20 protein-coding genes and 1 riboswitch are annotated in these 23,834 nt (G+C 70.4%); of the genes, 17 read left to right on the forward strand and 3 right to left on the reverse strand.

Translation table 11 applies throughout. The annotated features are described in order from the left end of the window. Positions 1–92 precede the first annotated feature (92 nt). The 15 genes from OG194_RS27580 (at position 93) to OG194_RS27650 (ending at position 18,049) form a co-directional block, all read left to right on the forward strand. Positions 93–2,411, forward strand: coding sequence for an N-6 DNA methylase (locus OG194_RS27580; RefSeq protein ID WP_327403484.1), 2,319 nt, complete (start codon positions 93–95; stop codon positions 2,409–2,411). Positions 2,412–2,678: 267 nt separating this feature from the next. Further along, positions 2,679–3,332 carry a hypothetical protein gene (locus tag OG194_RS27585; protein ID WP_327403485.1) on the forward strand — a complete coding sequence of 218 codons (654 nt, stop codon included), beginning with the start codon at positions 2,679–2,681 and terminating at the stop codon, positions 3,330–3,332. A gap of 38 nt (positions 3,333–3,370) precedes the next feature. Next, a complete protein-coding gene (locus tag OG194_RS27590) occupies positions 3,371–4,858 on the forward strand; it encodes a serine/threonine-protein kinase (RefSeq protein WP_327407225.1) in 1,488 nt (495 codons plus the stop codon). 83 nt (positions 4,859–4,941) lie between these two features. After that, the gene (locus tag OG194_RS27595; RefSeq protein ID WP_327403486.1) at positions 4,942–5,769 is read left to right on the forward strand and encodes a glycoside hydrolase domain-containing protein; all 828 of its coding nucleotides are present in this window, start codon (positions 4,942–4,944) and stop codon (positions 5,767–5,769) included. A 177-nt stretch (positions 5,770–5,946) separates the two neighbouring features. Then, positions 5,947–6,594, forward strand: coding sequence for a SurA N-terminal domain-containing protein (locus OG194_RS27600; RefSeq protein WP_327403487.1), 648 nt, complete (start codon positions 5,947–5,949; stop codon positions 6,592–6,594). A gap of 135 nt (positions 6,595–6,729) precedes the next feature. Further along, entirely contained in the window at positions 6,730–7,725 is a 996-nt protein-coding gene (locus tag OG194_RS27605; RefSeq protein WP_327403488.1) for a nucleoside triphosphate pyrophosphohydrolase, read from the forward strand. Between the two features lie 69 nt (positions 7,726–7,794). Then, positions 7,795–10,116 (forward strand): tetratricopeptide repeat protein, encoded by a 2,322-nt coding sequence (locus OG194_RS27610; RefSeq protein ID WP_327403489.1) that lies wholly within the window; start codon positions 7,795–7,797, stop codon positions 10,114–10,116. Further along, positions 10,113–11,537 carry a cytochrome P450 family protein gene (locus OG194_RS27615; protein ID WP_327403490.1) on the forward strand — a complete coding sequence of 475 codons (1,425 nt, stop codon included), beginning with the start codon at positions 10,113–10,115 and terminating at the stop codon, positions 11,535–11,537. The genes OG194_RS27610 and OG194_RS27615 overlap by 4 nt, the downstream gene beginning before the upstream one ends. 225 nt (positions 11,538–11,762) lie before the next feature. Next, entirely contained in the window at positions 11,763–12,740 is a 978-nt protein-coding gene (locus OG194_RS27620) for a LysM peptidoglycan-binding domain-containing protein (protein ID WP_327403491.1), read from the forward strand. Positions 12,741–12,933: 193 nt separating this feature from the next. Continuing rightward, a riboswitch (cyclic di-AMP (ydaO/yuaA leader) is annotated at positions 12,934–13,115 on the forward strand. A 9-nt stretch (positions 13,116–13,124) separates the two neighbouring features. Next, positions 13,125–13,820 carry a transglycosylase family protein gene (locus tag OG194_RS27625; RefSeq protein ID WP_327403492.1) on the forward strand — a complete coding sequence of 232 codons (696 nt, stop codon included), beginning with the start codon at positions 13,125–13,127 and terminating at the stop codon, positions 13,818–13,820. A 315-nt stretch (positions 13,821–14,135) separates the two neighbouring features. Continuing rightward, complete coding sequence (gene eno / locus OG194_RS27630) at positions 14,136–15,422, forward strand: phosphopyruvate hydratase (protein ID WP_317881007.1); 1,287 nt, start codon at positions 14,136–14,138, stop codon at positions 15,420–15,422. Between the two features lie 99 nt (positions 15,423–15,521). Beyond that, positions 15,522–15,998, forward strand: coding sequence for an FtsB family cell division protein (locus OG194_RS27635; protein ID WP_019064035.1), 477 nt, complete (start codon positions 15,522–15,524; stop codon positions 15,996–15,998). A 107-nt stretch (positions 15,999–16,105) separates the two neighbouring features. Continuing rightward, entirely contained in the window at positions 16,106–16,636 is a 531-nt protein-coding gene (locus OG194_RS27640; RefSeq protein ID WP_327403493.1) for a DUF501 domain-containing protein, read from the forward strand. Continuing rightward, positions 16,633–17,604, forward strand: a complete 972-nt coding sequence (locus OG194_RS27645; protein WP_327403494.1) for a Ppx/GppA phosphatase family protein — start codon at positions 16,633–16,635, stop codon at positions 17,602–17,604. Before OG194_RS27640 ends, OG194_RS27645 begins: the two co-directional genes overlap by 4 nt. Before the next feature lie 160 nt (positions 17,605–17,764). Then, positions 17,765–18,049 (forward strand): hypothetical protein, encoded by a 285-nt coding sequence (locus tag OG194_RS27650; protein ID WP_327403495.1) that lies wholly within the window; start codon positions 17,765–17,767, stop codon positions 18,047–18,049. Here OG194_RS27650 and OG194_RS27655 read toward each other — a convergent pair. The 3 genes from OG194_RS27655 to OG194_RS27665 form a co-directional block, all read right to left on the reverse strand. Then, positions 18,046–19,101 carry a zinc-binding dehydrogenase gene (locus OG194_RS27655; protein ID WP_327403496.1) on the reverse strand — a complete coding sequence of 352 codons (1,056 nt, stop codon included), beginning with the start codon at positions 19,099–19,101 and terminating at the stop codon, positions 18,046–18,048. The two genes, OG194_RS27650 and OG194_RS27655, sit on opposite strands and share 4 nt — an antisense overlap. A 96-nt stretch (positions 19,102–19,197) precedes the next feature. Then, a complete protein-coding gene (locus OG194_RS27660) occupies positions 19,198–19,368 on the reverse strand; it encodes a hypothetical protein (RefSeq protein WP_327403497.1) in 171 nt (56 codons plus the stop codon). Between the two features lie 7 nt (positions 19,369–19,375). Then, positions 19,376–20,353, reverse strand: a complete 978-nt coding sequence (locus OG194_RS27665; protein WP_327403498.1) for a methyltransferase domain-containing protein — start codon at positions 20,351–20,353, stop codon at positions 19,376–19,378. A 487-nt stretch (positions 20,354–20,840) separates the two neighbouring features. Here OG194_RS27665 and OG194_RS27670 point away from each other — a divergent pair, with 487 nt between their 5' ends. Continuing rightward, complete coding sequence (locus OG194_RS27670) at positions 20,841–22,226, forward strand: NAD(P)/FAD-dependent oxidoreductase (RefSeq protein WP_327403499.1); 1,386 nt, start codon at positions 20,841–20,843, stop codon at positions 22,224–22,226. Between the two features lie 267 nt (positions 22,227–22,493). Then, positions 22,494–23,786, forward strand: a complete 1,293-nt coding sequence (locus tag OG194_RS27675; RefSeq protein ID WP_327403500.1) for a cyclopropane-fatty-acyl-phospholipid synthase family protein — start codon at positions 22,494–22,496, stop codon at positions 23,784–23,786. The last annotated feature ends 48 nt before the right edge of the window (positions 23,787–23,834 follow it).

Genomic DNA, 23,834 nt, shown 5'->3' on the forward strand with positions numbered 1-23,834 from the left:
ACGGACGGCAGGCGCAACGCGGACACGATGTGGACAGAGCGCAGAGGCAGCGCGGACGCGGCGAGGCCGGTGCGACGAGGGGAGTGGGGCGAATGCAGGACAACGCGACAGAGGTGACCGCCGCCGGGATCGCCCGGCTCGCCGGCGTCGGCCGTGCCGCCGTCAGCAACTGGCGCCGCCGTCACGCGGACTTCCCCAAACCGGTCGGCGGCACCGAGACCAGCCCCGCCTTCGCCCTCGCCGACATCGAGTCCTGGCTGCGCAAGCAGGGGAAACTCGCCGAAGTCCCATTGCGCGAACGGGTCTGGCAGCAACTCGTCGGCCACCCCGAGGGCCCGGTCACCGCCCTCGTGTACGCCGGCTGCGCCCTGCTGCTCATCCATGAACGCCCCACCGTCTGGCTGGACGTGAGCGCCGGTTCGGACGAGCGGATGGCCGCGATGCTGCCCGGCGCGCTGGAGCAGGTGATCGTGCCGCGCTTCGGTGCGGTGCGCGGTCGCGGAGTTCACAGGGGGAGGGAGGGGAGCGCCGAGGCGGCTGTGAACACGCCGAACATCTACGCCGCCCGAAACACCCCGAACACCCAGAACGCTGTGAACACCCCGGCCGATCTGGCAGCGCCCCCGGCCGCCGTGAACACGGCGCATCCTGTGAACACGGCCCCGGCCGCGAACACCGCTCCCGCCGTTCACACACCACCGCCCGTTCACACGCCGCCCGCCGCACACCTCGCCCTCACCCCGAGCCCCACCACACTCCCCACCCCCGCAGTCCAAACCCCCACCGGCCCCCAACTCCTCCCCTCCGCCCCCCTCCTCCGAGGCACCGCAGAACTCGCGGCGGAGCTGGGCGCACGCCAGGCGTTCGAGTTCCTGCTCGGGCGGCATCTCGACGCCAACCCGCGCCAGTACACGCTCACCCCGACCGAACTCGCCCGCCTGATGGCCGAGTTGGCCGAGGTGGCGGGCCCGGCCGGTATCGCGCTCGACCCGGCCTGCGGCACCGGCGCCCTGTTGCGTGCCGTCACCCCCCGCCCCGGCCAGGAGCTGTACGCCCAGGACGACGCCCCCGATCTCGCCGCGCTCACCGCGCTCCGGCTCGCCCTGCACGCGCAGGTCACCGTCCGCGGCACGGCCGGCGACACGCTGCGCGCCGACGCGTACCCGGCGCTGCGGGCCGACGTCGTCCTGTGCCATCCGCCGTTCAACGAGCGGAACTGGGGCCACGACGAACTCGCCTACGACCCCCGCTGGGAGTACGGCTTCCCGGCGCGCAACGAGTCCGAGCTGGCCTGGGTACAGCACGCGCTGGCCCGGCTCAAGGACGGCGGTACGGCCGTGCTGCTGATGCCGCCGGCCGCGGCCTCCCGGCGTTCCGGTCGCCGGATCCGCGCCGACCTGTTGCGGCGCGGGGCGCTGAAGGCGGTCGTAGCGCTGCCGATCGGGGCGGCGCCGCCGTACAACATCCCGTTGCACCTGTGGGTGTTGCGGCGGCCGGAGCGGGCGGCCGCGCAGCCGGAGGTGCTCCTGGTGGACACCGGGCGGTTCGCCACCGAGGGGCGCGGCGGGCCGGACTGGCAGGCCGTGCGGGGTGCGGTGCTCGACGCCTGGAAGGCGTTCGACCGGGCGGGGCGGCCGGCCGACGAGCCGGGGCTGGCGCGTTCCGTGCCGGTCATCGAACTCCTCGACGACGATGTGGACCTGGCCCCCGCCCGGCACCTCCCGCCCGCGACCGCGGCCGACGGTGCCGACGAGCTCACGGCCGTCCGCGAACGGCTCGGCGAGACGCTCCGGCTGACCGCCGACCTCACCCCGCCACCCGTAGAGCACTCCACCGACCCCGACCGTCCCACGCGCTGGCCGCTCACCACGATCGGTGAACTCGCGCGCGGGGGCGCCCTGGTGATGCGGACCGGCGGAAACGGCGGCCACGCGCGTGTGCCCGTTCTCACCGACCACGACGTCCTCGCCGGAACGGCCCCTTCCGGGATCCTCCCCGAGAGTGACGAGGGCGCTGTCCTCACGGAGCCCGGCGATGTCGTCGTCCCGGTGCTGGGGGGCGGTTCGATGGCGCGCGTGATCGACGACACGACCGCGGGCGCCGCCCTGGGGCGCAGCCTCGTCCTGCTGCGGCCCGATCCCGGCGCCCTGGACCCGTGGTTCCTCGCCGGCTTCCTGCGCGGCACCGCCAACAACCGCCAGGCCAGCAGCTACGCGTCCACGGCGACCCGACTCGACGTCCGCAGGCTCCAGTTGCCGCGCCTCCCCCTGGACGAACAGCGGCGCTACGGAGCCCGGTTCCGCGCCCTGGAGGACTTCGAGCGCGCGCTGCGGCAGGCGGGCCGGCTCGGCGACCAGCTCGTGCGCGGCATGTACGACGGCCTGACGGACGGCACGGTCACGTCCGACTGAGGCGAGCCGCCCGGCCGCCCCCTCGATCCGCCCCCGTTGCCCGCCTCGTCCCGGAAGGCCCCGCTCCGCGCGTACCCGACCGCACCTGCGACGTCGTACGAAGTGATCAGCACGACAACGGTTCGGTACAACCCGGGACCGGTTGTCGGTGTCGGCCTATACGCTCGAAGCGACAATCGCACGACCGCTGTCGTCCGCGCGCCGAACACGCGCCGGACCGACGGCGGTCGCGGCACCGTACGTCCTCCGAAGGCACCAGGAGCAGCCATGCAAGGCCACGGCTACCCGCAGCCGGCGAAGCCACCGCCGCCCACCGGGGCGCTGGTCCTCGTGCGCGTGCTGTTCGTGGGGATCTCGGTGTTCTGCATCGGGTTCCTGGCCTGGACGATGCTGCTGCGGCTGGCCATCGTGACCCGCAAGTCCCTGGACTGGGGCCTGTTCGTGGCCGCGCTGGCGGCGGACATCCTCAGCATCGTGCTGCTCGGCTCCGAGCCCGGCGAGGACGTCCACACCGCGGGCGGCTATCTGGGCATCACCCTGCTCCTGGGCACCCTGGTGGCGTCGATCGCGTACTACCTGGCGGCGGACATACGCCACTTCCAGCAGCTCCGCTACGGCGGCGGCTACGGCGGACAGCAGCCCCCGGCCCCGGCGTACGGCTATCCGCAGTCCTCGCACTCGACGCCGACCCCGTCGCCGTACACCGCGACGACCGCGCCCCAGCACACCCCGCCGCCGATGCCCCACACGCCCGTGCCGCAGCAGCACACCCCGCCGCCCGTGCCGCACACGCCCGTGCCGCAGCCGCCGATGAACACCCCGCCGCCGCAGCGCCCCGCGCCCGCCCGAATCGACCAAGTGCGGGCCGAGCTGGACGAGTTGAGTGACTATCTGCGCAAGCACGACGAGGGCGGAAGGTGACCGTGGCGGCAGGACGGGTCGTCGCGGACCGCTATGAACTGTCCACGCTGATCGGGCAGGGCGGCATGGGCCAGGTCTGGACGGCGTACGACCGGCGCCTGGACCGGCGCGTGGCGGTGAAGCTGCTGCGCCCCGACAAGGTGGCGGGCCAGGAGGCCGACGAACTGCGCCGCCGCTTCGTGCGCGAGTGCCGGGTGACCGCCCAGGTCGACCACCCCGGCCTGGTCACGGTGCACGACGCGGGCAGCGAGGGCGAGGAGCTGTTCCTCGTCATGCAGTACATCGACGGCGCCGACCTCTCCGACCACCTCGCCGAGCAGGACCCGTACCCGTGGCAGTGGGCGGTCGCCGTCGCGGCCCAACTGTGCGCCGTCCTGAGCGCCGTGCACGCCGTGCCGATCGTCCACCGCGACCTGAAGCCGCGCAACGTGATGGTGAAGCAGGACGGCACGGTCACCGTTCTCGACCTCGGCGTCGCCTCCGTCATGGACGCCGACACCACCCGCCTCACGCACACCGGCACACCCATCGGATCGCCCGCCTACATGGCGCCCGAGCAGGCGATGGGCGGCGCGGTCGGCCCGTACACCGACCTGTACGCGCTCGGCGTGGTCCTGCATGAACTCCTCAGCGGCGACGTGCCGTTCGCGGGCTCCACGGCCCTCGGCGTACTCCACCGGCACCTGTACGAGCCGCCGGTGCCCGTCCGCCGTATCCGCCCCGAGGTCCCCGAGTCGCTCGAAGCGCTCGTCCTGCACCTGCTCGCCAAGGACCCGCAGCACCGCCCCGGCTCCGCGCAGGAGGTCTACGAACGTCTCGCGCTGCTGCTGCCCGCGCGCGGGATGCCCACCGGGGCGCCGCTCGACCCCACGCGCCCGTTCCTGCGCCCGCACGCCCCCTGGCCGGACCGCGCCCGCACGCCCGCGTCGCAGCCCGCCCCACTGGCGCCGCCCGCCGCCGAGAAACGCGATGTCGCCGCCGCCGTCGACGAGGTCAAGCGGCTGCTCGGCGAGGGCCGCATCACGCAGGCCGTCGACATCCTCGGCGCGATCCTGCCCACCGCCGCCGAGCAGCACGGCGCGCACTCCCCGGTCGTCCGCACCCTGCGCAAGCAGTACGCGGCCACGCTCATGGACGACGGCCAGTACCGGCGCGCGCTGCCCGAACTGCGCCGCCTCGCCGACGAACGCGCCGCCGAGGCGGGCCCGTCCGACCCGCAGTCCCTGCGCTACCGCTACGAGGCCGCCCAGTGCCTGGAGTCGCTCGGCGACCCGGCGGCGGCCCTCACGGAGTACCGCGCGCTCCTGCCGTACTACGAGAACCAGTACATGGCCGGCGACCCCGAACTCGCCCACGAGGTCCGCCGCCGCATGGGCCACCTGCTGCTCGCCCTCGGCGACCGGGGCGCGGCCCACGAGACCCTCGCCCGCCTCCTGGTCGACGTCGAACGCCGCCACGGCCCCGGCCACCCGCTCGCGGCGGACATCCGGCGGACGCTGCAATGGCTGGGGCAGGTGCGGGGCTAGCGCGAGCGGCGGCTAGATTTTGCCCAGCACGCGCGCGTAGCGCGCGACATCAAGCACACGTATACCAGGGGTGGGGTCTTTTCATGTCCGAGCACCGGCAGTCGAAGAAGCGCAGATACATAGCCTGGGGCGTCGCCGGAGCCGCAGTGGTCGCGGGAGGCGGTATCGCCGCGCAGACCTCGATGGCCGCCACCACCTGGCCCGCCCAGAAGACCTACACCGGCCACGCCTTCGACACCTGCGCAGCCCCCTCCCTCGCCGCGATGAAGGCCTGGCACACCGACGGCGCCTACGGTGCCGCGGCCGTCTACATCGGCGGCAAGAACCGCGGTTGCAGCCAGCCCAACCTCACCGCGTCCTGGGTCAAGTCCCTCAGCACGGTCGGCTGGAGGTTCATCCCGCTCTACGTAGGCTCGCAGCCGTCCTGCGGTTCCGGCGGCTCGGTGAAGATCAGCGCCTCCACGGCCGCGTCCGTCGGCAAGTCCGAGGCGGACGACGCGGTGACCAAGGCGAAGGCGCTCGGCTTCAAGGCCGGCAGCCCGGTCTACCTGGACATGGAGTCGTACGACATCACGAACACGGCCTGCAACAACGCCGTGTTGACGTACGTCCGCGCCTTCGACAAGGAACTGCACGCCAAGATCTACCGCACCGGTTACTACGGCTTCAGCAGCTCCAGCGCCAAGGCGATCGCGACCGCGACCAACAAGACGGACCTGCCGGGCAACCTCTGGTACGCGCTGTGGGACAAGACGTACACGACGACCTCGGACTGGCCCTGGGGCTCCACCCAGTTCACCAACCACAGCCGCGCCCACCAGTACATGGTCAACAGCAAGGAGACCCGCGGCGGTTACACGATCACCGTGGACCGCGACGCCTGGGACGCGCCGGTCGCCATCACCGGCTGAGCGCGAGGCCCTTGGCGGGCGGGCGTGATGGAGCCTGCGGAGCCCACGCGTGCGTGCCGGTGCCCGAAGTCCTGGTGAATCGTTGGTCGAATGGGTTGGCCCAAGGCGACCCACTGCCTACCATCGATCACCGCAAGACTTTGTGCACCGTCGCACAATCTCCAACGGGAGGCTCCCTTGCACCGCCGCCGTCGCACCGCGCTCGTCCTCACCGCCGTGATCGCCGCCGCGGCCCCCGCCCTGACCGCCTGCGGAAACGAGGCGCATCCGGGCGCCGCGGCCGTCGTGGGCGGCCAGCGCATCACCGTCGCGCAGTTGCAGAGCCGGGTGAACGAGGTGCGCACGGCCCAGCGGTCGGCCGTACAGAACGAGGCACAGTACGAGCGCGCCATCGCCACCACCGGTGGCCTCACCCGCGAGACGCTCTACGGCATGGTCTTCGACCAGGTCGTCCACCGCGCCGCCCAGGACGCCGGAATCACCGTCACCCGCAAGGACATCCAGGACATGCGGGCCGGCCTCGCCCAGCAGGCGGGCGGCTCCAAGGCCCTGGAGGCGACCTGGCTCGCCCAGTACGGCGTCCCCCCGCAACGCCTCGACGAGAACCTCCGCCTCCAGGTGGAGGGCCGCAAACTCGCCGCGGAACTCGGCACCGACACCACCCAGCCCGCCTTCTGGAAGGCCCTCTCCACCGCCTCCAAGGAACTCCACGTCGACCTCAACCCGCGCTACGGCACGTGGGACGTGGCCAAGAGCAGCCGGGTGGACGCGAAGACGCCGTGGGTGCGGGAAGTCACCGCGTCGCAGACTCAGCAGTCGGCGTAACGGTACGGCGGCTCGGTCGGCGGGCAGACGAGGGCAGGCAGGTCGGAGGCCGGCCTGTGGACAGCAGCGGAGCCCGGTGTCCGTCGGCCTGTGGATAACTCCGGGGCTGTCGGCGGCGTGGGTTACGTTCGGTGGGTGAACGCAACCAGTCCCGGCCCCGCTCCCGAGGGCGCCCCCGCCCCCACGCCCGGCCGCATCGTCCTGCTCACCACCAGCCACCGCGTCGCCCCCGGCCTGCTGTCCTGGCCCGCCTGGCAGGCGCTGCGCGACGCCGACCGGGTGCTGTGCGCGGACGGCGCGCATCCGCAGCTGCCGTATCTCCGCGAGGCCGGAATACAGGTGGACGAGGCCTCCCCGACCGCCGAGGAACTGGTCGCCGCCTGCGCGGACGGCTCCACGGTGGTGGTCGTGGCCACGGGTGAGGGCGAACCGGCCCTGACCGACGGCCTGGCCCGCCTGGCAGGCTCGGGCCGCGTCCAGATGCCGGACCTGGAACTGCTCCCCGCCTCCTACGACCTGCCCGGCGCCCGCCTCCTCGACCTCGTCCAGGTCATGGACCGCATCCGTGCCGAGTGCCCGTGGTCCTCCCAGCAGACCCACAAGGGCCTGGCGAAGTACGGCATCGAGGAGGCGTACGAACTCGTCGAGGCGATCGAGGAGGGCGACCGCGACGAACTCCGCGAGGAACTCGGCGATGTCCTCCTCCAGGTCGTCTTCCACGCCCGCATCGCCGAGGAGGACCCCGACACCCCCTTCTCCATCGACGACGTGGCCGCCGGCATCATCACCAAGCTGATCCACCGTCACCCCCATGTCTTCGGCGACGAGACGGCGTCAACTCCCGAGGAGGTGAAGGCCCATTGGCTCCGCACCAAGGCCGAGGAGAAGCGCCGCACCTCCATCACCGAGGGCATCCCCATGGGCCAGCCCGGCCTCGCCCTCGCGTCGAAGCTGGCATCGCGTGTGCGCACGGCGGGACTTGAGGTGCCGTTGCCTACGGGGGATGCCGGTATCGGGTACGAGTTGCTGGCGCTGGCTGTGCGGGCGGAGGCGGCGGGGGTGGATCCGGAGGCTGCCTTGCGGGCGGCGGGGCGGGCTTATCGGGATGCGATCAGAGGCGTCGAAGGCTGAGTCAACGGCCCTGTGAATCAGTACCTTTGACGGCGAGGAGCTGAGGATCGCGCGGGGGAGGTGGCGGGTGTGACAGAGGAAAAGGAGCGGTTGGCGACAGCGGGGGCCCGTGTGCTCATTGAGGGGGCGGCCTCAACCGCCTTGTGGGAGCCGATCCATGACAGCTTCGCGGCGTGGTTCCGGCGCCATGCGTTGACCGAGACGGAACTCCACCTCAGCCGACTCGAAAGGCTCGGCCGACGATTCCGGGTACTGAACTCTCTGAATCCGATCCAGGAGAGGCGACGATGGCGCTTCAGGCTCCTCGACGTGCTCATGAGGGCGTCCAGTTCAGCAGCGGCCGCTACCGAACTCGCCGCGCTCATCGATGAGTTCGCGTCGGCCCTCGCGGCCCGCCCGCGCGAGGAACGACTCGAGTTCCGAGACCACCTCGACTTTCGCGGCAGCACCTTCAAAGGGACGGTGGCCGCCGTCCAGCACAACCACTACGGCGCCATTCCCTCCCCGGCGGCCTGGCGCCCGGTCGGGCAAGTCGGGCCCGTGGAGTTCGGAGTGGGTCCGACGCGGCGGGTGCTCGGTCTGCCTGACGTCCCGCCGTACGTGCGGCGGGACTGTGACGACGACCTTCGTATTCATCTCGCCCACAACGGCCTGGTGCTGATCCTCGGCGAGCTGTACGCGGGCAAGTCATACACGGCGTGGCACGGAGTGCAGTCGTTGAAGAGGCACATCCTCTACGCTCCGTATCCGGGCGACGACCTGCGCGCCGTGCTGAGCGTGTTGGACGGGAATCCCGGCGACTACGTCATCTGGCTGGACGAGTTGACCGACCACCTGGGAAGCGGCGGTCTCGATCTGAAGCTCCTGGGACGGTTCACCTCCCTCGGAGCCGTCATGCTCGGCACGATCAACCCCGAGGAGTACTACCGGCGCCGTTCCGGGACGGCGCCGGGCGAGCGGGTCATCGCCGCGGCCCGCACGGTGGAACTGGCGCGAGAGTGGAGCGACGCCGAACTGGAGCGGCTTGCGGGGCTCGACGACCCGCGCGCGTACCCGGCGTACATGTGGAGCGGTCGGGAGGGCGCCGCCTCGTACTTCGCGATCGGGCATCTGCTGTTCGACGAGTGGCGGCGCGTGGGGACCCAAGTGAGTCACCCGCGCGGGCAGTTGCTGGTACGTGCTGCGGTCGACCTCGCTCGGTGCGGGGTCAGGGGAGCGGTGCCGGTGGAATTGCTGAGAAGGGTCCACGAACACTATGGGGCAGAGGAACGCGAGTCCTTCGAGGACGCTCTCGCCTGGGCGACGAAACCCCTGTTCGGAGCGTCGGGGCTCCTGGTACGGGGGGATGAGGCGCAGACCTGGCGGGTGTACGGGGCTCTCGTCGCGGAAGCCACGAGAGCGGACGGCAACCTGGAACCGGTGCCGGACGAGGTGTGGTGGACGCTGCTGGACGAGTCCGGGCCAGACTCTGTCGTCGACCGCGATGCCATCCTTGACGGGGCCCGTACCGCGTTCCTCTCCCGGCTAAACGGGGAGGACACGGCCTTGATGATCGCCTTCGCCGGCCGCGTCGGACCCGATGAGCGCTGTGCCCTGCTCAGCCGGGCGGCGGACGTGGGCGACTGGAGGGGTGCCGAGGCACTCGCAGCGTTCCTCATGACACGCGGCGACACCACGCAGGCCATGCCGTATCTGGAGCAGGCGGCTGCGGCCGGTGGTTCCTGGGCCGCAACCACACTGGGCAAGCTCCTCCGCGACCAAGCCGAAGCATGGCTGCGCAGAGCCGCCGAAGCCGGTGACCCCGTGGCCGCCCATGAACTCGGCGACACGCTGGTCGGCACCGGTCGCGAGGACGAGGCACTTCTTTGGTACCGCAGGGCTGCGGCCGCCGGCCGCCTCGAGGTCGCCGTAAGTCTCGGTGCTCTTCTGAGCAGTTGGCGGGCCCCGGAGGCGGACGTCTGGTTGTGTTATGCCGCCGCACGGGGTGATGCGCGCGGCGCAGGTGAACTGGGCGTCCATCTCTCGTGGGAGCCAGAGGCCGACGAAGTCAAGCTGGTCCCCTACTACCAGTCAGCCGCACATGCTGGAGATGCGAGCGCGGCATTCAACCTCGGCCAGTGGATGGCCAGGCAGGATCGGTTCGACGAGGCGATGGAGTTATATCGCCAAGCCCTCCAAGGGGGCGTCTCCGAGGCGGAGACGGCCATCGGGGTGCTGCTGGACCTGCAGGGCAGGATGGCCGAAGCCGCGGACTGGTATCAGAGGGTTGAAGTCGCGGACACGTATCGATGGGCTGGCACCGCGAACCCCATCGGCCTCCCCGAAGTCCTCCCGGCACCGCCCCGCCCTCCGGACGGCACCACCCCCACCCCAGATACCGTCAACGAGTGACCAACCAGCCCAGCCACCCCACCCCGCCGAACCCCGCGACCCCCACTCCGGACCAGGCCCCCGACCTCTTCACCTGGGAATTCGCCACCAACCCCTACCCCACCTACGCCTGGCTCCGCGAGCACGCCCCCGTGCACAAGACCCGGCTCCCCAGCGGAGTGGAGGCCTGGTTGGTCACCCGTTACGTCGATGCCAAGCACGCCCTCGCCGACCCCCGGCTCTCCAAGAACCCCGCGCACCATGACGAACCGGCGCACGCGAAGGGCAAGACGGGTATCCCGGGTGAACGCAAGGCCGAGTTGATGACGCATCTGCTCAACATCGACCCCCCGGACCACACCCGCCTCCGACGACTGGTCAGCAAGGCGTTCACACCCCGGCGGGTGGCCGAATTCGCGCCCCGGGTGCAGGAGTTGACGAACGATCTGATCGACCGGTTCGCAGCCGACGGCTCCGCCGACCTCATCCACGACTTCGCCTTCCCGCTCCCCATCTACGCCATCTGCGACCTCCTCGGCGTCCCCCGCGAGGACCAGGACGACTTCCGTGACTGGGCGGGCATGATGATCCGGCACGGAGGCGGGCCGCGCGGCGGAGTCGCCCGGTCCGTCAAGAAGATGCGCGCCTATCTCGCCGACCTCATCCACCGCAAACGCGAAGCCCTCTCCGACGCCCCCACCCCGCACCCCGGCGTGAACCTGTCCGGCGCCCCAGCCCCACACCCCGGCGTGAACCTGTCCGGCACCCCCGCCCCGTACCCCGGCGAGAACCCCACCGGCACCCCCACCCCGACCCCCACTCCCACCGAAGACCTCCTCTCCGGCCTGATCCGCGCCTCCGACCACGGCGAGCACCTCACCGAGAACGAGGCCGCGGCGATGGCCTTCATCCTGCTGTTCGCCGGCTTCGAGACGACTGTCAACCTCATCGGCAACGGCATGTACGCCCTCCTCACCCACCCCGAGCAGCGCGCCCGCCTGGAGAAGTCCCTGGCCGCGGGGGAGAGCGGCCTCCTCGAAACCGGCGTGGAGGAACTCCTGCGCTACGACGGCCCCGTGGAGCTCGCCACCTGGCGCTTCGCCACCCGTCCGCTCACCCTCGGCGGGCAGGACATCGCGGCCGGCGACCCCGTGCTGGTCGTACTGGCCGCCGCGGACCGGGACCCGGAACGGTTCGCCGATCCCGACGTCCTCGATCTCGGGCGCCGTGACAATCAACACCTCGGCTACGGCCACGGCATCCACTACTGCCTCGGCGCCCCGCTAGCCCGGCTGGAGGGCCAGACCGCGCTGGCCACGCTCCTCACCCGCCTCCCCGACCTGCAACTCGCCGGAGATCCGGCCGACTTGCGCTGGCGCGGCGGCCTCATCATGCGCGGACTGCGCACACTCCCCGTGGAGTTCACCCCGGAACGCCGTTGAACAGGTGGTCCGGAGCGCCGCTGAACCGGCAATCCAGCCCCCTAAACCCGAAAGTGACAGTTCTTCAACTCTGTGATCTTCACGTGATCTCCGTGGCATTAACTTGTGACAAGTGATCGACTGTGGGTACGTTCACGTACCAGCGCGGCGCCCCGCACCACCCCACGCAGCACCCCCGCACCACCCGCCGCGCGGTCCCCCCGCTGTCACGCGAAAGGCCTCCGCATGCTCTCCGGGAACGGTCGTCACCGTCGCCCCCGTCAGGCTCCGGCTCTCCTCGTCGCGGCCGGGGTGACCGGCTCCGCCATCGCCATCCCCCTTCTCGCCGCGGCCTCCGCGAACGCCGCCGACGGCACCACCTGGGACAAGGTGGCCAACTGCGAGAGCGGCGGCTCCTGGAGCGAGAACGACGGCAACGGCTACTACGGCGGCCTGCAGATGACCCAGGACGAATGGGAGAAGTACGGCGGCCTCGCCTACGCCCCGAGCGCCGACCTGGCCAGCCGCTCCCAGCAGATAGCCGTCGCCGAGAAGATCCTCGCCGACAAGGGCACCTCCGCGTGGACCACCTGCGCGCTGCTCTCCGGTCTCACCACCACCTCGGGTTCGACGGACGTCGACACCGGCCTCGCGAGTGACTCCCCGTCGGCCACTCCGACCGGCTCCTCCGACTCCGGTTCCGACGCCGACTCCGGTTCGTCGGACTCGTCCGCTTCCTCCGGGTTGTCCGACTCCGGCACCACGGACTCGACTTCGTCCGACGCGTCCGGCGGCGACTCGTCGAGCGACAGCCCCTCGCCCACCGCGACGGACAACTCCGCCAAGTCCGACAAGTCAACCACTCCTTCGACCGGCAACGACTCGGTCGCCGCCTCCCCGAAAATCGACGAATCGGACAACTCGGGCCAGGCGGTGGGCAAATGGAGCCTCGTCGACACCGGCGCGCTCAGCGATTCCGACGACCAGCAGGGTGACCAGCAGAGTGCCGGTAAGCATCGCGGTGCCAGCGCCGAGGAGAGCGTGTCGCCGCAGACCTACACCGTCCGCGCCGGCGACTCCCTCGCGTCCATCGCCGACTCCCTTGGTTACGACGGCGGATGGCGTGCGCTCTACGCCGAGAACAAAAAGGTGATAGGCGCCGATCCGACCCAGATCGCCGCCGGTCAGACCTTGGACGTCGGTACGGAAGTGGACGAAAAGTAGCAAGAGAGCAGCGGGAGTTCACGTCATGCTTCGAGCTGAATGTCCGGTTTGATCAAAGTGTGGGATGAGTCTCAGAAGCCCTGATCGTCTTTGAAATTCCGCCGATTCCGTGTCTACGGTCAAGGCCGCTCGTCACCACGAGCCCCGGCTGCCGCACACGCCGAGTCCTGCCAGCGGCCTCCGGGAACATTCGTCGCGTCAAGCGCCGTAGGCAGGAGCGGGGGACCCAAGGTAAGCGCCGGGCCCGGGAGTTGAGAGACGACCGGAACCGGCTTGGGGTTAAGTCGTGCCGCGTACGAGACGTACGAGCACGGCCGGGCAACTCACACGGCCCGAACCCGACAGCTCACCTCGCAGGCGTCGGTGAGGGGATTGGGATTTTCCATGCTGTTTTCCAGCAAGGGCAAGCACCGCCGTCCGTCTAAGGCCACCCGCGTCGCCACGCTCGCCGGCGTCACCGGTGTCGCGATCGCCGCCCCGCTGATGGCCACCGGCAGCGCCTCCGCCGCCACCGCGTCCGAGTGGGACACGGTCGCCAGCTGCGAGTCCGGCGGCAACTGGTCCATCAACACCGGTAACGGCTACTACGGCGGCCTGCAGTTCTCCGCCTCGACGTGGGCCGCGTACGGCGGCACCGCCTACGCCTCCACCGCGAACCAGGCCTCCAAGTCCCAGCAGATAGCCGTCGCCGAGAAGGTTCTCGCCGCCCAGGGCAAGGGTGCCTGGCCCACCTGCGGCACCGGCCTCTCCGGCGCCTCGTACTCCGGCGGCAGCTCCAGCTCGTCGAGCAGCTCGAACAGCTCCAGCTCCTCCAAGAGCACCACCGAGCGCTCCACGAGCGACACCACCGCCTCCCGCTCCGCCGAGCGCCCGGCCGCCAAGAAGACCGTCACCACCCCGACCGGCAAGAAGGTCAAGAAGGGTGACGGCGAGTACAAGGTCGTCAAGGGCGACACCCTCAGCTCCATCGCCGAGAAGCACAAGGTGAAGGGCGGCTGGCAGCAGCTGTTCAAGCTGAACAAGGACATCATCGACGACGCCGACTTCATCTTCCCGGGCCAGCAGCTCCACCTGAAGTGACAGCCCGAAACGACATATCGGTCTCGTAGCTGAACCACAGCGCCCTCACATCCGTGGTCCCCATCATGGAGACCTCGTGAGGGTCACCCCCGTCCCCCACGGGCTCCCCGCTCCGGTGCGTGTTCCCCCGTACGCACCGGAGCGGGGCTTTTTTGCGCGCTCTTCAGCGAAGCGCTTTGTTCCGTTCGGAAACAATTTACTCTCGGTTCTGTCCATCAGGCGGCCGACCGGATGGCCAATCGCCCCGAGCCGGTTAGGCTCGTCTCGCAGAGCCGCTGCGGTGTTGCCGTAGCCGCGTCAGACCCCAAGAAGGAGATGCTCGTGCCGTCCATCGACGTCGTCGTAGCCCGGGAAATCCTGGACTCCCGAGGCAACCCCACGGTCGAGGTCGAGGTCGGCCTCGACGACGGCAGCACGGGTCGTGCCGCCGTTCCGTCCGGCGCCTCCACGGGTGCCTTCGAGGCCATCGAGCTGCGTGACGGTGACCCCAACCGCTACGGCGGCAAGGGTGTCGAGAAGGCCGTTCTCGCCGTCATCGAGCAGATCGGCCCGGAGCTCGTCGGCTACGACGCCACCGAGCAGCGACTGATCGACCAGGCGATGTTCGACCTGGACGCCACCGACAACAAGGGCTCGCTCGGCGCCAACGCCATCCTCGGCGTCTCCCTCGCCGTCGCGCACGCCGCGTCCGAGGCCAGCGACCTCCCCCTCTTCCGCTACCTCGGCGGCCCGAACGCGCACCTGCTGCCCGTTCCGATGATGAACATCCTGAACGGCGGCTCGCACGCCGACTCGAACGTGGACATCCAGGAGTTCATGATCGCCCCGATCGGCGCGGAGTCCTTCTCCGAGGCGCTGCGCTGGGGCGCCGAGGTCTACCACACCCTCAAGAAGGTGCTGAAGACCAAGGGCCTGTCCACCGGCCTCGGCGACGAGGGCGGCTTCGCCCCGAACCTGGAGTCCAACCGCGCCGCGCTCGACCTCATCATCGAGGCCATCAAGCAGGCCGGTTACATCCCCGGCGAGCAGATCGGGCTCGCGCTCGACGTCGCCGCGTCCGAGTTCTACAAGGACGGCAAGTACGAGTTCGAGGGCAAGTCCCGCTCGGCCGCCGAGATGACCGAGTACTACGAGGAGCTCGTGGCGGCCTACCCGCTCGTCTCCATCGAGGACCCGCTGTACGAGGACGACTGGGCCGGCTGGAAGGTCATCACCGACCGCATCGGCGACAAGGTCCAGATCGTCGGCGACGACCTCTTCGTCACCAACCCGGAGCGTCTCGCCCGCGGCATCGAGGAGGGCACGGCCAACGCCTTGCTCGTCAAGGTGAACCAGATCGGCTCGCTGACCGAGACCCTGGACGCCGTCGAGATGGCCCAGCGCAACGGCTTCAAGTGCATGATGTCCCACCGCTCCGGCGAGACCGAGGACACCACCATCGCCGACCTCGCCGTCGCGGTGAACTGCGGCCAGATCAAGACCGGCGCCCCGGCCCGCTCGGACCGCGTCGCCAAGTACAACCAGCTGCTCCGCATCGAGGAGATCCTCGACGACGCGGCCGAGTACGCGGGCCGCAGCGCGTTCCCCCGCTTCAAGGGCTGACCCATACCGGGCTAAGCCTTAGCCAGTCGTACGTACGTCCCCGCACCCGGTCCCGTACCGTGTGCGGGGACGTACGCACGTGTGAAGGGGAGGCGGGACATGGCCGTGAAGGACCGGGACCGGTTCTCCACCGCGACCAGGCTCAAGCTGCTCGGCGAGCAGACGGCGGCCCGTGTCTACCGCTCCCAGACCAAGCGGCAGGCCCGCCGCTCCCGGCTCACCGGCCGGGCGGCCCTCCTCGCCCTGGTGCTGTGCTCGCTGATCGTGGCGCTGGCGTACCCGATAAGGCAGTACGTCTCCCAGCGCGCCGAGATCTCCGATCTCCAACGGCAGCAGGAGCAGGCGCGGCAGCGCGTCGAGCAGCTCCGCGACCTCAAGGCGCGCTGGCAGGACGACTCGTACGCGGAGCAGCAGATCCGGCAGCGGCTGCACTACGTGATGCCCGGGGAGACGGGCTACATCGTGATCGACCCGGACGCGGCCAAGCAGTCGCGCGCGGAACTGGGGGCGGCCGACCGCCCGTGGTACTCGAACGTCTGGGACGGCGTGGACAAGTCCGACGCCTCCGACCAGTGACTGACCGGGGCAGAGGCCGCGATCAGTGACTGCCCCCGCCCTGATCAGTGACTGAACTGCCCAGTGGCTGAACCGAATTGAACTGACAGAGAGACTTTCGTACAGGCATGGAAAAGCCCCCGCCGTCCACTCCGCGCACCGAGCCCACCGACGCGGACGTCGAGGCATTCAAGCAGCAGCTCGGGCGTCCGCCGCGCGGGCTGCGCGCGATCGCACACCGTTGCCCGTGCGGAGAGCCGGACGTGGTGGAGACGGCTCCCCGCCTCCCCGACGGCACCCCCTTCCCGACGACGTACTACCTCACGTGCCCGCGCGCGGCTTCCGCGATCGGCACCCTTGAGGCGAACGGCGTGATGAAGGAGATGTCGGCGAGGCTGGAGTCCGATCCCGAACTCGCCGCCGCGTACCGCGCCGCGCACGAGGACTACATCGCGCGCCGCGACGCCATCGAGGTCCTGGAGGGCTTCCCGAGCGCGGGCGGCATGCCGGACCGCGTGAAGTGCCTGCACGTCCTGGTGGGCCACTCCCTGGCCGCGGGCCCGGGCGTCAACCCGCTCGGCGACGAGGCGATCGCGATGCTGCCGGAGTGGTGGGCCAAGGGGCCGTGCGTGACGGTGACGAAGGAGGACGAGAAGTGACCCGTGTCGCCGCCGTCGACTGCGGTACGAACTCGATCCGCCTCCTCGTCGCCGACGTGGACCCGGCGACGGGTCAACTCGTCGACCTGGACCGGCGGATGACGATCGTGCGGCTCGGCCAAGGCGTGGACAAGACCGGCCGCCTGGCCCCCGAGGCACTGGAGCGCACGTTCGCGGCCTGCCGCGACTACGCGGCGGTCATCAAGGAACTCGGCGCCGAACGCCTCCGCTTCGTCGCCACGTCGGCCTCCCGCGACGCCTCGAACCGCGACGACTTCGTCCGTGGCGTCCTGGACATCCTCGGCGTCGAACCGGAGGTCATCACCGGCGACGAGGAGGCGGAACTCTCCTTCACCGGCGCGACGAAGGAACTCACCGGCCGCGACGACCTCGCCAAGCCCTACCTGGTGGTGGACATCGGCGGCGGCTCCACGGAGTTCGTGGTCGGCGACGACGCCGTCCGCGCCGCCCGCTCCGTGAACATCGGCTGCGTCCGCATGACCGAGCGCCACCTGGTCCGCGACGGCAAGGTCACCGACCCGCCGACCCCGGACCAGATCACGGCGATGCGCGCCGACATCGAGGCCGCCCTCGACCTCGCCGAACAGACGGTCCCGCTCCGCGAGGCCCGCACCCTGGTCGGCCTGGCCGGCTCGGTCACCACGGTCTCGGCGATCGCCCAGAACCTCCCCGAGTACGACACGGACGCCATCCACCACTCCCGCGTCTCCTACGACCGCGTCCGCGAGATCACGGAGTCCCTCCTCCGCTCCACCCACGCCGAACGCGCCGCCGTCCCCTCCATGCACCCGGGCCGCGTCGACGTCATCGGCGCGGGCGCCCTCGTACTCCTCTCGATCATGGAGCGGGTCGGAGCGACGGAGGTCGTGGTGAGCGAACACGACATCCTGGACGGGATCGCGTTCAAGGCGGCGGAAGAGGCCGAGGCGGGCAAGCAGGGCGGCTGAGGCGACAGGTTCAGGGCCATGGCCGGGGTCTCTTCATGCCCTGGGGCGACGCTCGATGAGATTCGGCCCTTGCCCGCGTCGTCCGTCGGGCATAGTCGGTGCAGGGAACTCACGGACCTGTGGTCGGTGAGCGGAACGTGTGCGTCGGGGGATGCGGGTGATGGCAGTGTTGCCGTTCGACATCGTGATCGTCGTCCTGATCGGGTTGCTGATCTGGGCACTGGTTCGTTCCAGCAGCCGACGTGCCCAAGCGCGACGTCAGGCCGGGGCTGGACCGACCGTTCTTCCGCGCGTCCCACGGACACACGACGAAGGGGGCCGTACCCCTTCCGCACCTTCACCGGCCGGTGACGCGGGACGACGTCCCATGCTGACGGTGGCTGCCGAGATCGCCGGAATCCTCGGGCTGTTCATCGCCCTGATCGCCCTCGTCTCCACTCGCTAGGCAGGGGCGGACGCGGGCGCACCCCCGGTATCGCGTCCGAGTCCGCCGTGCTGGTGCCGGACGCGCACCACCAGCTTCCCGGTCGCCCGGTCGTGCTCCATGTCCCCGTGGGCCTGCGCCACTTGCTCCAGGCCGTCGTACACCCGGTCGACAGGGAAGGCGAGTTGGCCGGCGGCGACCGCGTCGAGGATCTCCTGGAAGACAGCCGGGGACAGGTCGGACGCGTCGCCGAAGTAGCCCGCGAGGCGAACTCCCCTCGGCAGGTACTCATTTGGCGAGAAGTCCCGCACCGTCCATTGGTTGGAGAGGCTGCCGCCGAAGCAGGCCGTGCCGTGGACGCGTACCGCGCGCAGGGTGTCGGGGAGGGTCGGGGTGCCGACGAGGTCGAGGGCGGCGTCGACACCGGCCGGGTACAACTCCCGTACGGCGGGCGCTACTTCACCGGTGTCGAGCAGCGGGTGGTCGACGCCGTGCTCCTTCAGCAGGGGCAGGCGGTCGGGGCGGCGGGTCGTGGACAGCACCGTCGCTCCGCGCCAGGTCGCCAGCGCCGCTGCCGCCAACCCCACCGAGGACGTGCCGCCCCGGATCAGCACGGTCTGGCCGGGCCGCAGGTCCAGGCCGACCGTGAGCGAGCCGTAGGCCGTCTGCACCATCTCCGGTAGCGCGCCCAGCACTTCCCAGGGCAGGTCGGTCTCGACGGGGATCACCTGAGCCAGCGGCACCGACGTGTACTCGGCGTACCCGCCGTCGTAGGTGCGCCCCATGTCACCCATCATCGCGACGACCTTCTGACCGGGCGTCAGTCCACTGCCGGCCGGGGCCGCGTCGACCGTGCCGGTGGCCTCGATGCCCGGCACCCGCGGGAAGCTGACGCCCTCGCTCACCCCCAACCGCAGCTTCAACTCCGACCGGTTGAGGCCGAACGCCTCGACCCGGATACGCACCCACCCGTCCCGCACGGGCGGCAGCGGGAGCGTGGTCAGCCGCAGGTTCTCCACGGGGCCGGGGCCGGAGAGCTGGACGGCGCGCATGGTGCTCGGCGAGGACGTCATGGGGCTGCCAACATGCGGCCGCGGCACCTTCATTCCCGACTCGCCCTGGATCCACGGCCGTTGGCGCACATGTAGGTCAGTTGCTGTACGCGCGGGTCAGAGGTCCGCGACCAGGAGCCGGTAGCCGACGTCGACGGTGTCGTGGGTGAGCAGGTCGGCGTTCCGGGCGTGCCAGCGGCCTGTTGTGAGGTCGTCGGCGAGTGCCGTCAGGCCAGGGTCGAGGGTGGTGGTTCCGGCCTGGGTGAGCATGGGGATGCTGGCGCGCACCTCGGGGTCAGAAGTCCGCCACCAGCAGCCGGTAGCCGAAGTCGGCGGTGTCGTGGGTGAGCAGGTCGGCGTACCGGTCGTGCCACCGGCCGGTCGTGAGGTCGTCCCGGAGCATCGCCAGGCCGGGGGTGAGGGCGTCCTCCCCGGTCTGGGCGAGCATGGAGATGCCGGCGCGTACCTCGGGGTCGAGGTAGGCGTGTGGGCGGCGCCAGTACGCCGCGCCGAAACCGTCCGTGCAGTCGTGCGGGACCGGGACGGTCTCCAGCCGCGCCCCGCCTAGGTCGTGTCCGTAAAGTCCCGTCGTCCGCCCGAAGGGCGGGCCCGGCGGCGTCCGGTGCGTGCTCTGGGGGTCCCCCCGGCCGGAGGCTGGGGAGTGCCGGGCGGAAGTCCTCGTACTGGTTGTACGTGGGCTTTCGTCCGGTGCGGCGAGTGGGGGCACCTCCCACGCCCTTAAGGCAGTGGGGGAGCGTGCCGGGCGTCGCGGGGCAGGCAGGACTTTGCGGACACGGCCTAGCAGCGCGGCCAGCCGTTCGGGCGGGACGGCGCGGGTGTCGTCGTAGGCGGCGGCCTGGGGGAGGTAGTCGCGCACGAGCCAGAACCGTTCGCGGAAGACCCGCTGGTCCCAGGTCAGGACGACGACGCGGCGGCGGGCGACCCGGCGGAGTTCGGCGAGGCCGGCCGCGAGGTCGGTCCAGTGGTGGACGGTCAGCAGTGCCATGACGGCGTCGGCCGCGTTGTCGCGGAGGGGAAGGCGTTCGGCCACCGCGCACACCGCGGGTGCGGAACCCGGCGGGCGCTGGGCGAGCATGGTCCGGCTGGGTTCTACGGCCAGGATCGTCCGCGCCGGTTCGTAGGAGCCGGCGCCCGCGCCCACGTTGATCACGTCCTCGGCGTCCCCGAGGGTCGCGTGGATCCGCGCGGCGATGCGGGTGTCCGGGCGCCGGGTCCTGGCATACGTCGTGCCGAGCGTGTCGTAGACGGCCATGCTTCCGAGTACGGGGAGAGGGCGCTCTGCCGGACCCTCGCGGGCCCGAATTATTACTCGCCGGTATTAAACTCCTGAGCAGCCCATATAACGTATGAGCGGTTGCAGGGGCGCTCGCGGACCCCCTCCGGAACGCGTCCGTAAGAAAGTTCGTGAAGTTCTTCACAAGGAATTCTGTCCCGTTGGACGACGAGACTGCCCCGGTTGGCCCTTCCGGGGTTCCGGCGGGCCTGGGAACGTGCTCGGCGGGGTGGTGCGGGAGTGATTCGGGGGAGTTTCGGGAGGGTGTCGTGGAGGTGTGGTCCAGGAGGGCCGAAGGGGTAGAGCGGCAGCTCACGCGGCCTTGACAACGGGGCGAACCGACCGGTGGTTCCCGGCCCGCGGAGTGACTTGGATCATGCGAGTCGCGGAGGATAACACACCCCCCACCCAAGCTTGTGAAGGGGCGCACGAGCGACCCCCCTGAGGCAGGTGGATACTCGATGCCATGAGCACCACGGAGCGTCCCAGGATCCTCGTAGTAGGCGGTGGGTACGTAGGCCTGTACGCAGCTCGGCGCATTCTCAAGAAGATGCGCTACGGCGAGGCGACCGTCACGGTCGTCGACCCCCGGTCGTACATGACCTACCAGCCCTTCCTCCCCGAAGCCGCCGCCGGCAGCATCTCCCCGCGGCACGTCGTCGTCCCGTTGCGACGCGTGCTGCCGAAGGCGGAGGTCCTCACCGGCCGGGTCACCACCATCGACCAGGACCGCAAGGTCGCCACGATCGCCCCCCTCGTGGGTGAGGCGTACGAGCTGCCTTTCGACTACCTCGTCATCGCGATGGGCGCGGTCTCCCGCACCTTCCCGATCCCCGGCCTCGCCGAGCAGGGCATCGGCATGAAGGGCATCGAGGAGTCCATCGGCCTGCGCAACCACGTCCTTGAGCAGCTCGACAAGGCCGACTCCACCACCGACGAGGAGATCCGCCGCAAGGCGCTCACCTTCGTCTTCATCGGCGGCGGTTTCGCCGGCGCGGAGACCATCGGTGAGGTCGAGGACATGGCCCGGGACGCGGCCAAGTACTACACCAACGTCTCCCGCGAGGACATGCGCTTCGTCCTCGTCGACGCCGCCGACAAGATCCTCCCCGAGGTCGGCCCCAAGCTCGGCCAGTACGGCAAGGAGCACCTGGAGAGCCGCGGGATCGAGATCTACCTCTCGACCTCCATGGACTCCTGCGTCGACGGTCACGTCGTGCTGAAGAACGGCCTTGAGGTCGACTCCAACACGATCGTGTGGACGGCCGGCGTCAAGCCGAACCCCGTGCTCTCCCGCTTCGGCCTCCCGCTCGGCCCGCGCGGTCACGTCGACGCCCAGCCGACCCTCCAGGTCACCGGCACCGACTACGTCTGGGCCGCCGGCGACAACGCCCAGGTCCCCGACATCGCCTCCCGCAAGGCCGGCGTCGAGAACGCCTGGTGCCCGCCGAACGCCCAGCACGCGCTGCGCCAGGCGAAGGTCCTCGGCGACAACGTGATCTCCGGTATGCGGGGCTTCCCGCAGAAGGAGTACTCGCACGCCAACAAGGGTGCGGTCGCCGGTCTCGGCCTGCACAAGGGCGTCGCGATGATCGTCATGGGCAAGGTGAAGATCAAGGTCAAGGGCCGTCTCGCCTGGTACATGCACCGCGGCTACCACGGTCTGGCCATGCCGACCTGGAACCGCAAGATCCGCGTCTTCGCCGACTGGACGCTCGCGATGTTCCTCAAGCGCGAGGTCGTCTCGCTCGGCGCCATGGAGAACCCCCGCGAGGAGTTCTACGAGGCCGCCAAGCCGGCACCGGCTCCGGCCGCCGCCGCGAAGACCGAGGAGAAGGCCAAGGCCTCCTGACCGCCTCCGGTCACCGCTGACCCGTAGCACCCGTAACACCCGTCGTGCCTGTAGTACCCGTAGTACCTGTACGCCCGAAGGGGCCGTCCGCCATCCGTGGTGCGGGCGGCCCCTTCGGGCGTACTGCACGGTGCTGCACGTGTCACCTTCATGGCTGCTACACGTATTTTGCCTACTCGTAACGCTCAAGCAGGACTGCGATCTGGCCTGGCCGGTGTTTACGTAGTGATGGACAATTCCGGGATCCGCGTCACGGAGGTGTGCGCCATGGCTGATGCCGCGCTGCGGCTCAAATCCCTCTTCGAACAGCTACTGGGAACCCCCATCCCGGTGCGCATCCGCGCCTGGGACGGTTCCGAGGCAGGGCCGCCCGATGCGCCGACCTTGGTCGTACGCAATCGCCGTGCCCTGCGCCGACTCCTGTGGAAGCCCGGCGAACTGGGCATGGCACGCGCCTGGGTCGCCGGGGACCTGGACATCGAGGGCGACCTGTACGCCGGGCTCGACCGGATGTCCGCCCTCGTGTGGGAGCGCGGCGACGACGCCCGCACCCTCGCCCAGGCCCTGCGCGACCCCGAGGTACGGTCCGCCGTACGCGGGCTGGTCAAGCTCGGCGGGCTCCCGCTGCCGCCCGCCCCGCCCCCGGAGGAGGTCCGCCGCAGCCGGGCCCACCTCCACACCAAACGCACCGACAAACGCGCCATCAGCCACCACTACGACGTCGGCAACGACTTCTACGAGATCGTCCTCGGCCCCTCGATGGTCTACTCGTGCGCCTACTGGGACTCCCCGGACGGCACGTTGGAGGACGCCCAGCGCGACAAGCTCGAACTCATCTGCCGCAAGCTGGAGTTGACGCCGAGTCAGCGACTCCTCGACGTCGGCTGCGGCTGGGGTTCGATGGCGATCCACGCGGCCCGCGAGTACGGCGTGAGCGTCGTCGGCGTGACCCTCTCGCAGGAGCAGGCGGCCTACGCCCGTAAGCGCGTCGCCGAGGAGGGACTCACCGACAAGGTCGAGATCCGCGTGCAGGACTACCGTGACGTCACCGACGGGCCCTACGACGCCATCTCCTCCGTCGGGATGGCCGAACACGTGGGCAGCGAGCGGTACTTGGAGTACGCCAGGGACCTCTTCGGCTTGCTCAGACCGGGCGGGCGGCTGCTGAACCACCAGATCGCCCGCCGCCCGTGGCAGGACGAATCGGCGTACGACATCGACGAGTTCATCGACGCGTACGTCTTCCCCGACGGTGAACTCGCTCCGATCGGCACCACCGTGACCCAGCTGGAGAGTGCCGGGTTCGAGGTGCGGGACGTCGAGGCGATCCGCGAGCACTACGCGCTCACCCTGCGCCGCTGGGTCGCCAACCTGGAGTCCGAGTGGCGGCGCGCGGTCGGGATCGTCGGCGCCGGGCGAGCCCGCGTGTGGCGCCTCTACATGGCGGCGTCCGTGCTCGGCTTCGAGCGCAACCGCATAGGAGTCAACCAGGTGTTGGCGGTCCGGACCCTCGAACCGGGCGGCTCCGGGATGCCGTTGCGCGCCCGCACCTGGAACTGAGCACGCGCGGCGGAGAACAGAAAGGGCCCCGTTCCGCACCGGAACGGG

It is taken from the genome of Streptomyces sp. NBC_01288 (assembly GCF_035982055.1).
Classification (GTDB): domain Bacteria; phylum Actinomycetota; class Actinomycetes; order Streptomycetales; family Streptomycetaceae; genus Streptomyces.

Bases quoted from the DNA above. Each gene is read 5' to 3' on its own strand.
- OG194_RS27580 (WP_327403484.1), top strand. From the start codon at position 93: ATGCAGGACAACGCGACAGAGGTGACCGCCGCCGGGATCGCCCGGCTC.
- OG194_RS27585 (WP_327403485.1), top strand. From the start codon at position 2,679: ATGCAAGGCCACGGCTACCCGCAGCCGGCGAAGCCACCGCCGCCCACC.
- OG194_RS27595 (WP_327403486.1), top strand. From the start codon at position 4,942: ATGTCCGAGCACCGGCAGTCGAAGAAGCGCAGATACATAGCCTGGGGC.
- OG194_RS27620 (WP_327403491.1), top strand. From the start codon at position 11,763: ATGCTCTCCGGGAACGGTCGTCACCGTCGCCCCCGTCAGGCTCCGGCT.
- OG194_RS27625 (WP_327403492.1), top strand. From the start codon at position 13,125: ATGCTGTTTTCCAGCAAGGGCAAGCACCGCCGTCCGTCTAAGGCCACC.
- eno (WP_317881007.1), top strand. From the start codon at position 14,136: ATGCTCGTGCCGTCCATCGACGTCGTCGTAGCCCGGGAAATCCTGGAC.
- OG194_RS27635 (WP_019064035.1), top strand. From the start codon at position 15,522: ATGGCCGTGAAGGACCGGGACCGGTTCTCCACCGCGACCAGGCTCAAG.
- OG194_RS27640 (WP_327403493.1), top strand. From the start codon at position 16,106: ATGGAAAAGCCCCCGCCGTCCACTCCGCGCACCGAGCCCACCGACGCG.
- OG194_RS27650 (WP_327403495.1), top strand. From the start codon at position 17,765: ATGGCAGTGTTGCCGTTCGACATCGTGATCGTCGTCCTGATCGGGTTG.
- OG194_RS27655 (WP_327403496.1), bottom strand. From the start codon at position 19,101: ATGACGTCCTCGCCGAGCACCATGCGCGCCGTCCAGCTCTCCGGCCCC.
- OG194_RS27665 (WP_327403498.1), bottom strand. From the start codon at position 20,353: ATGGCCGTCTACGACACGCTCGGCACGACGTATGCCAGGACCCGGCGC.
- OG194_RS27670 (WP_327403499.1), top strand. From the start codon at position 20,841: ATGAGCACCACGGAGCGTCCCAGGATCCTCGTAGTAGGCGGTGGGTAC.
- OG194_RS27675 (WP_327403500.1), top strand. From the start codon at position 22,494: ATGGCTGATGCCGCGCTGCGGCTCAAATCCCTCTTCGAACAGCTACTG.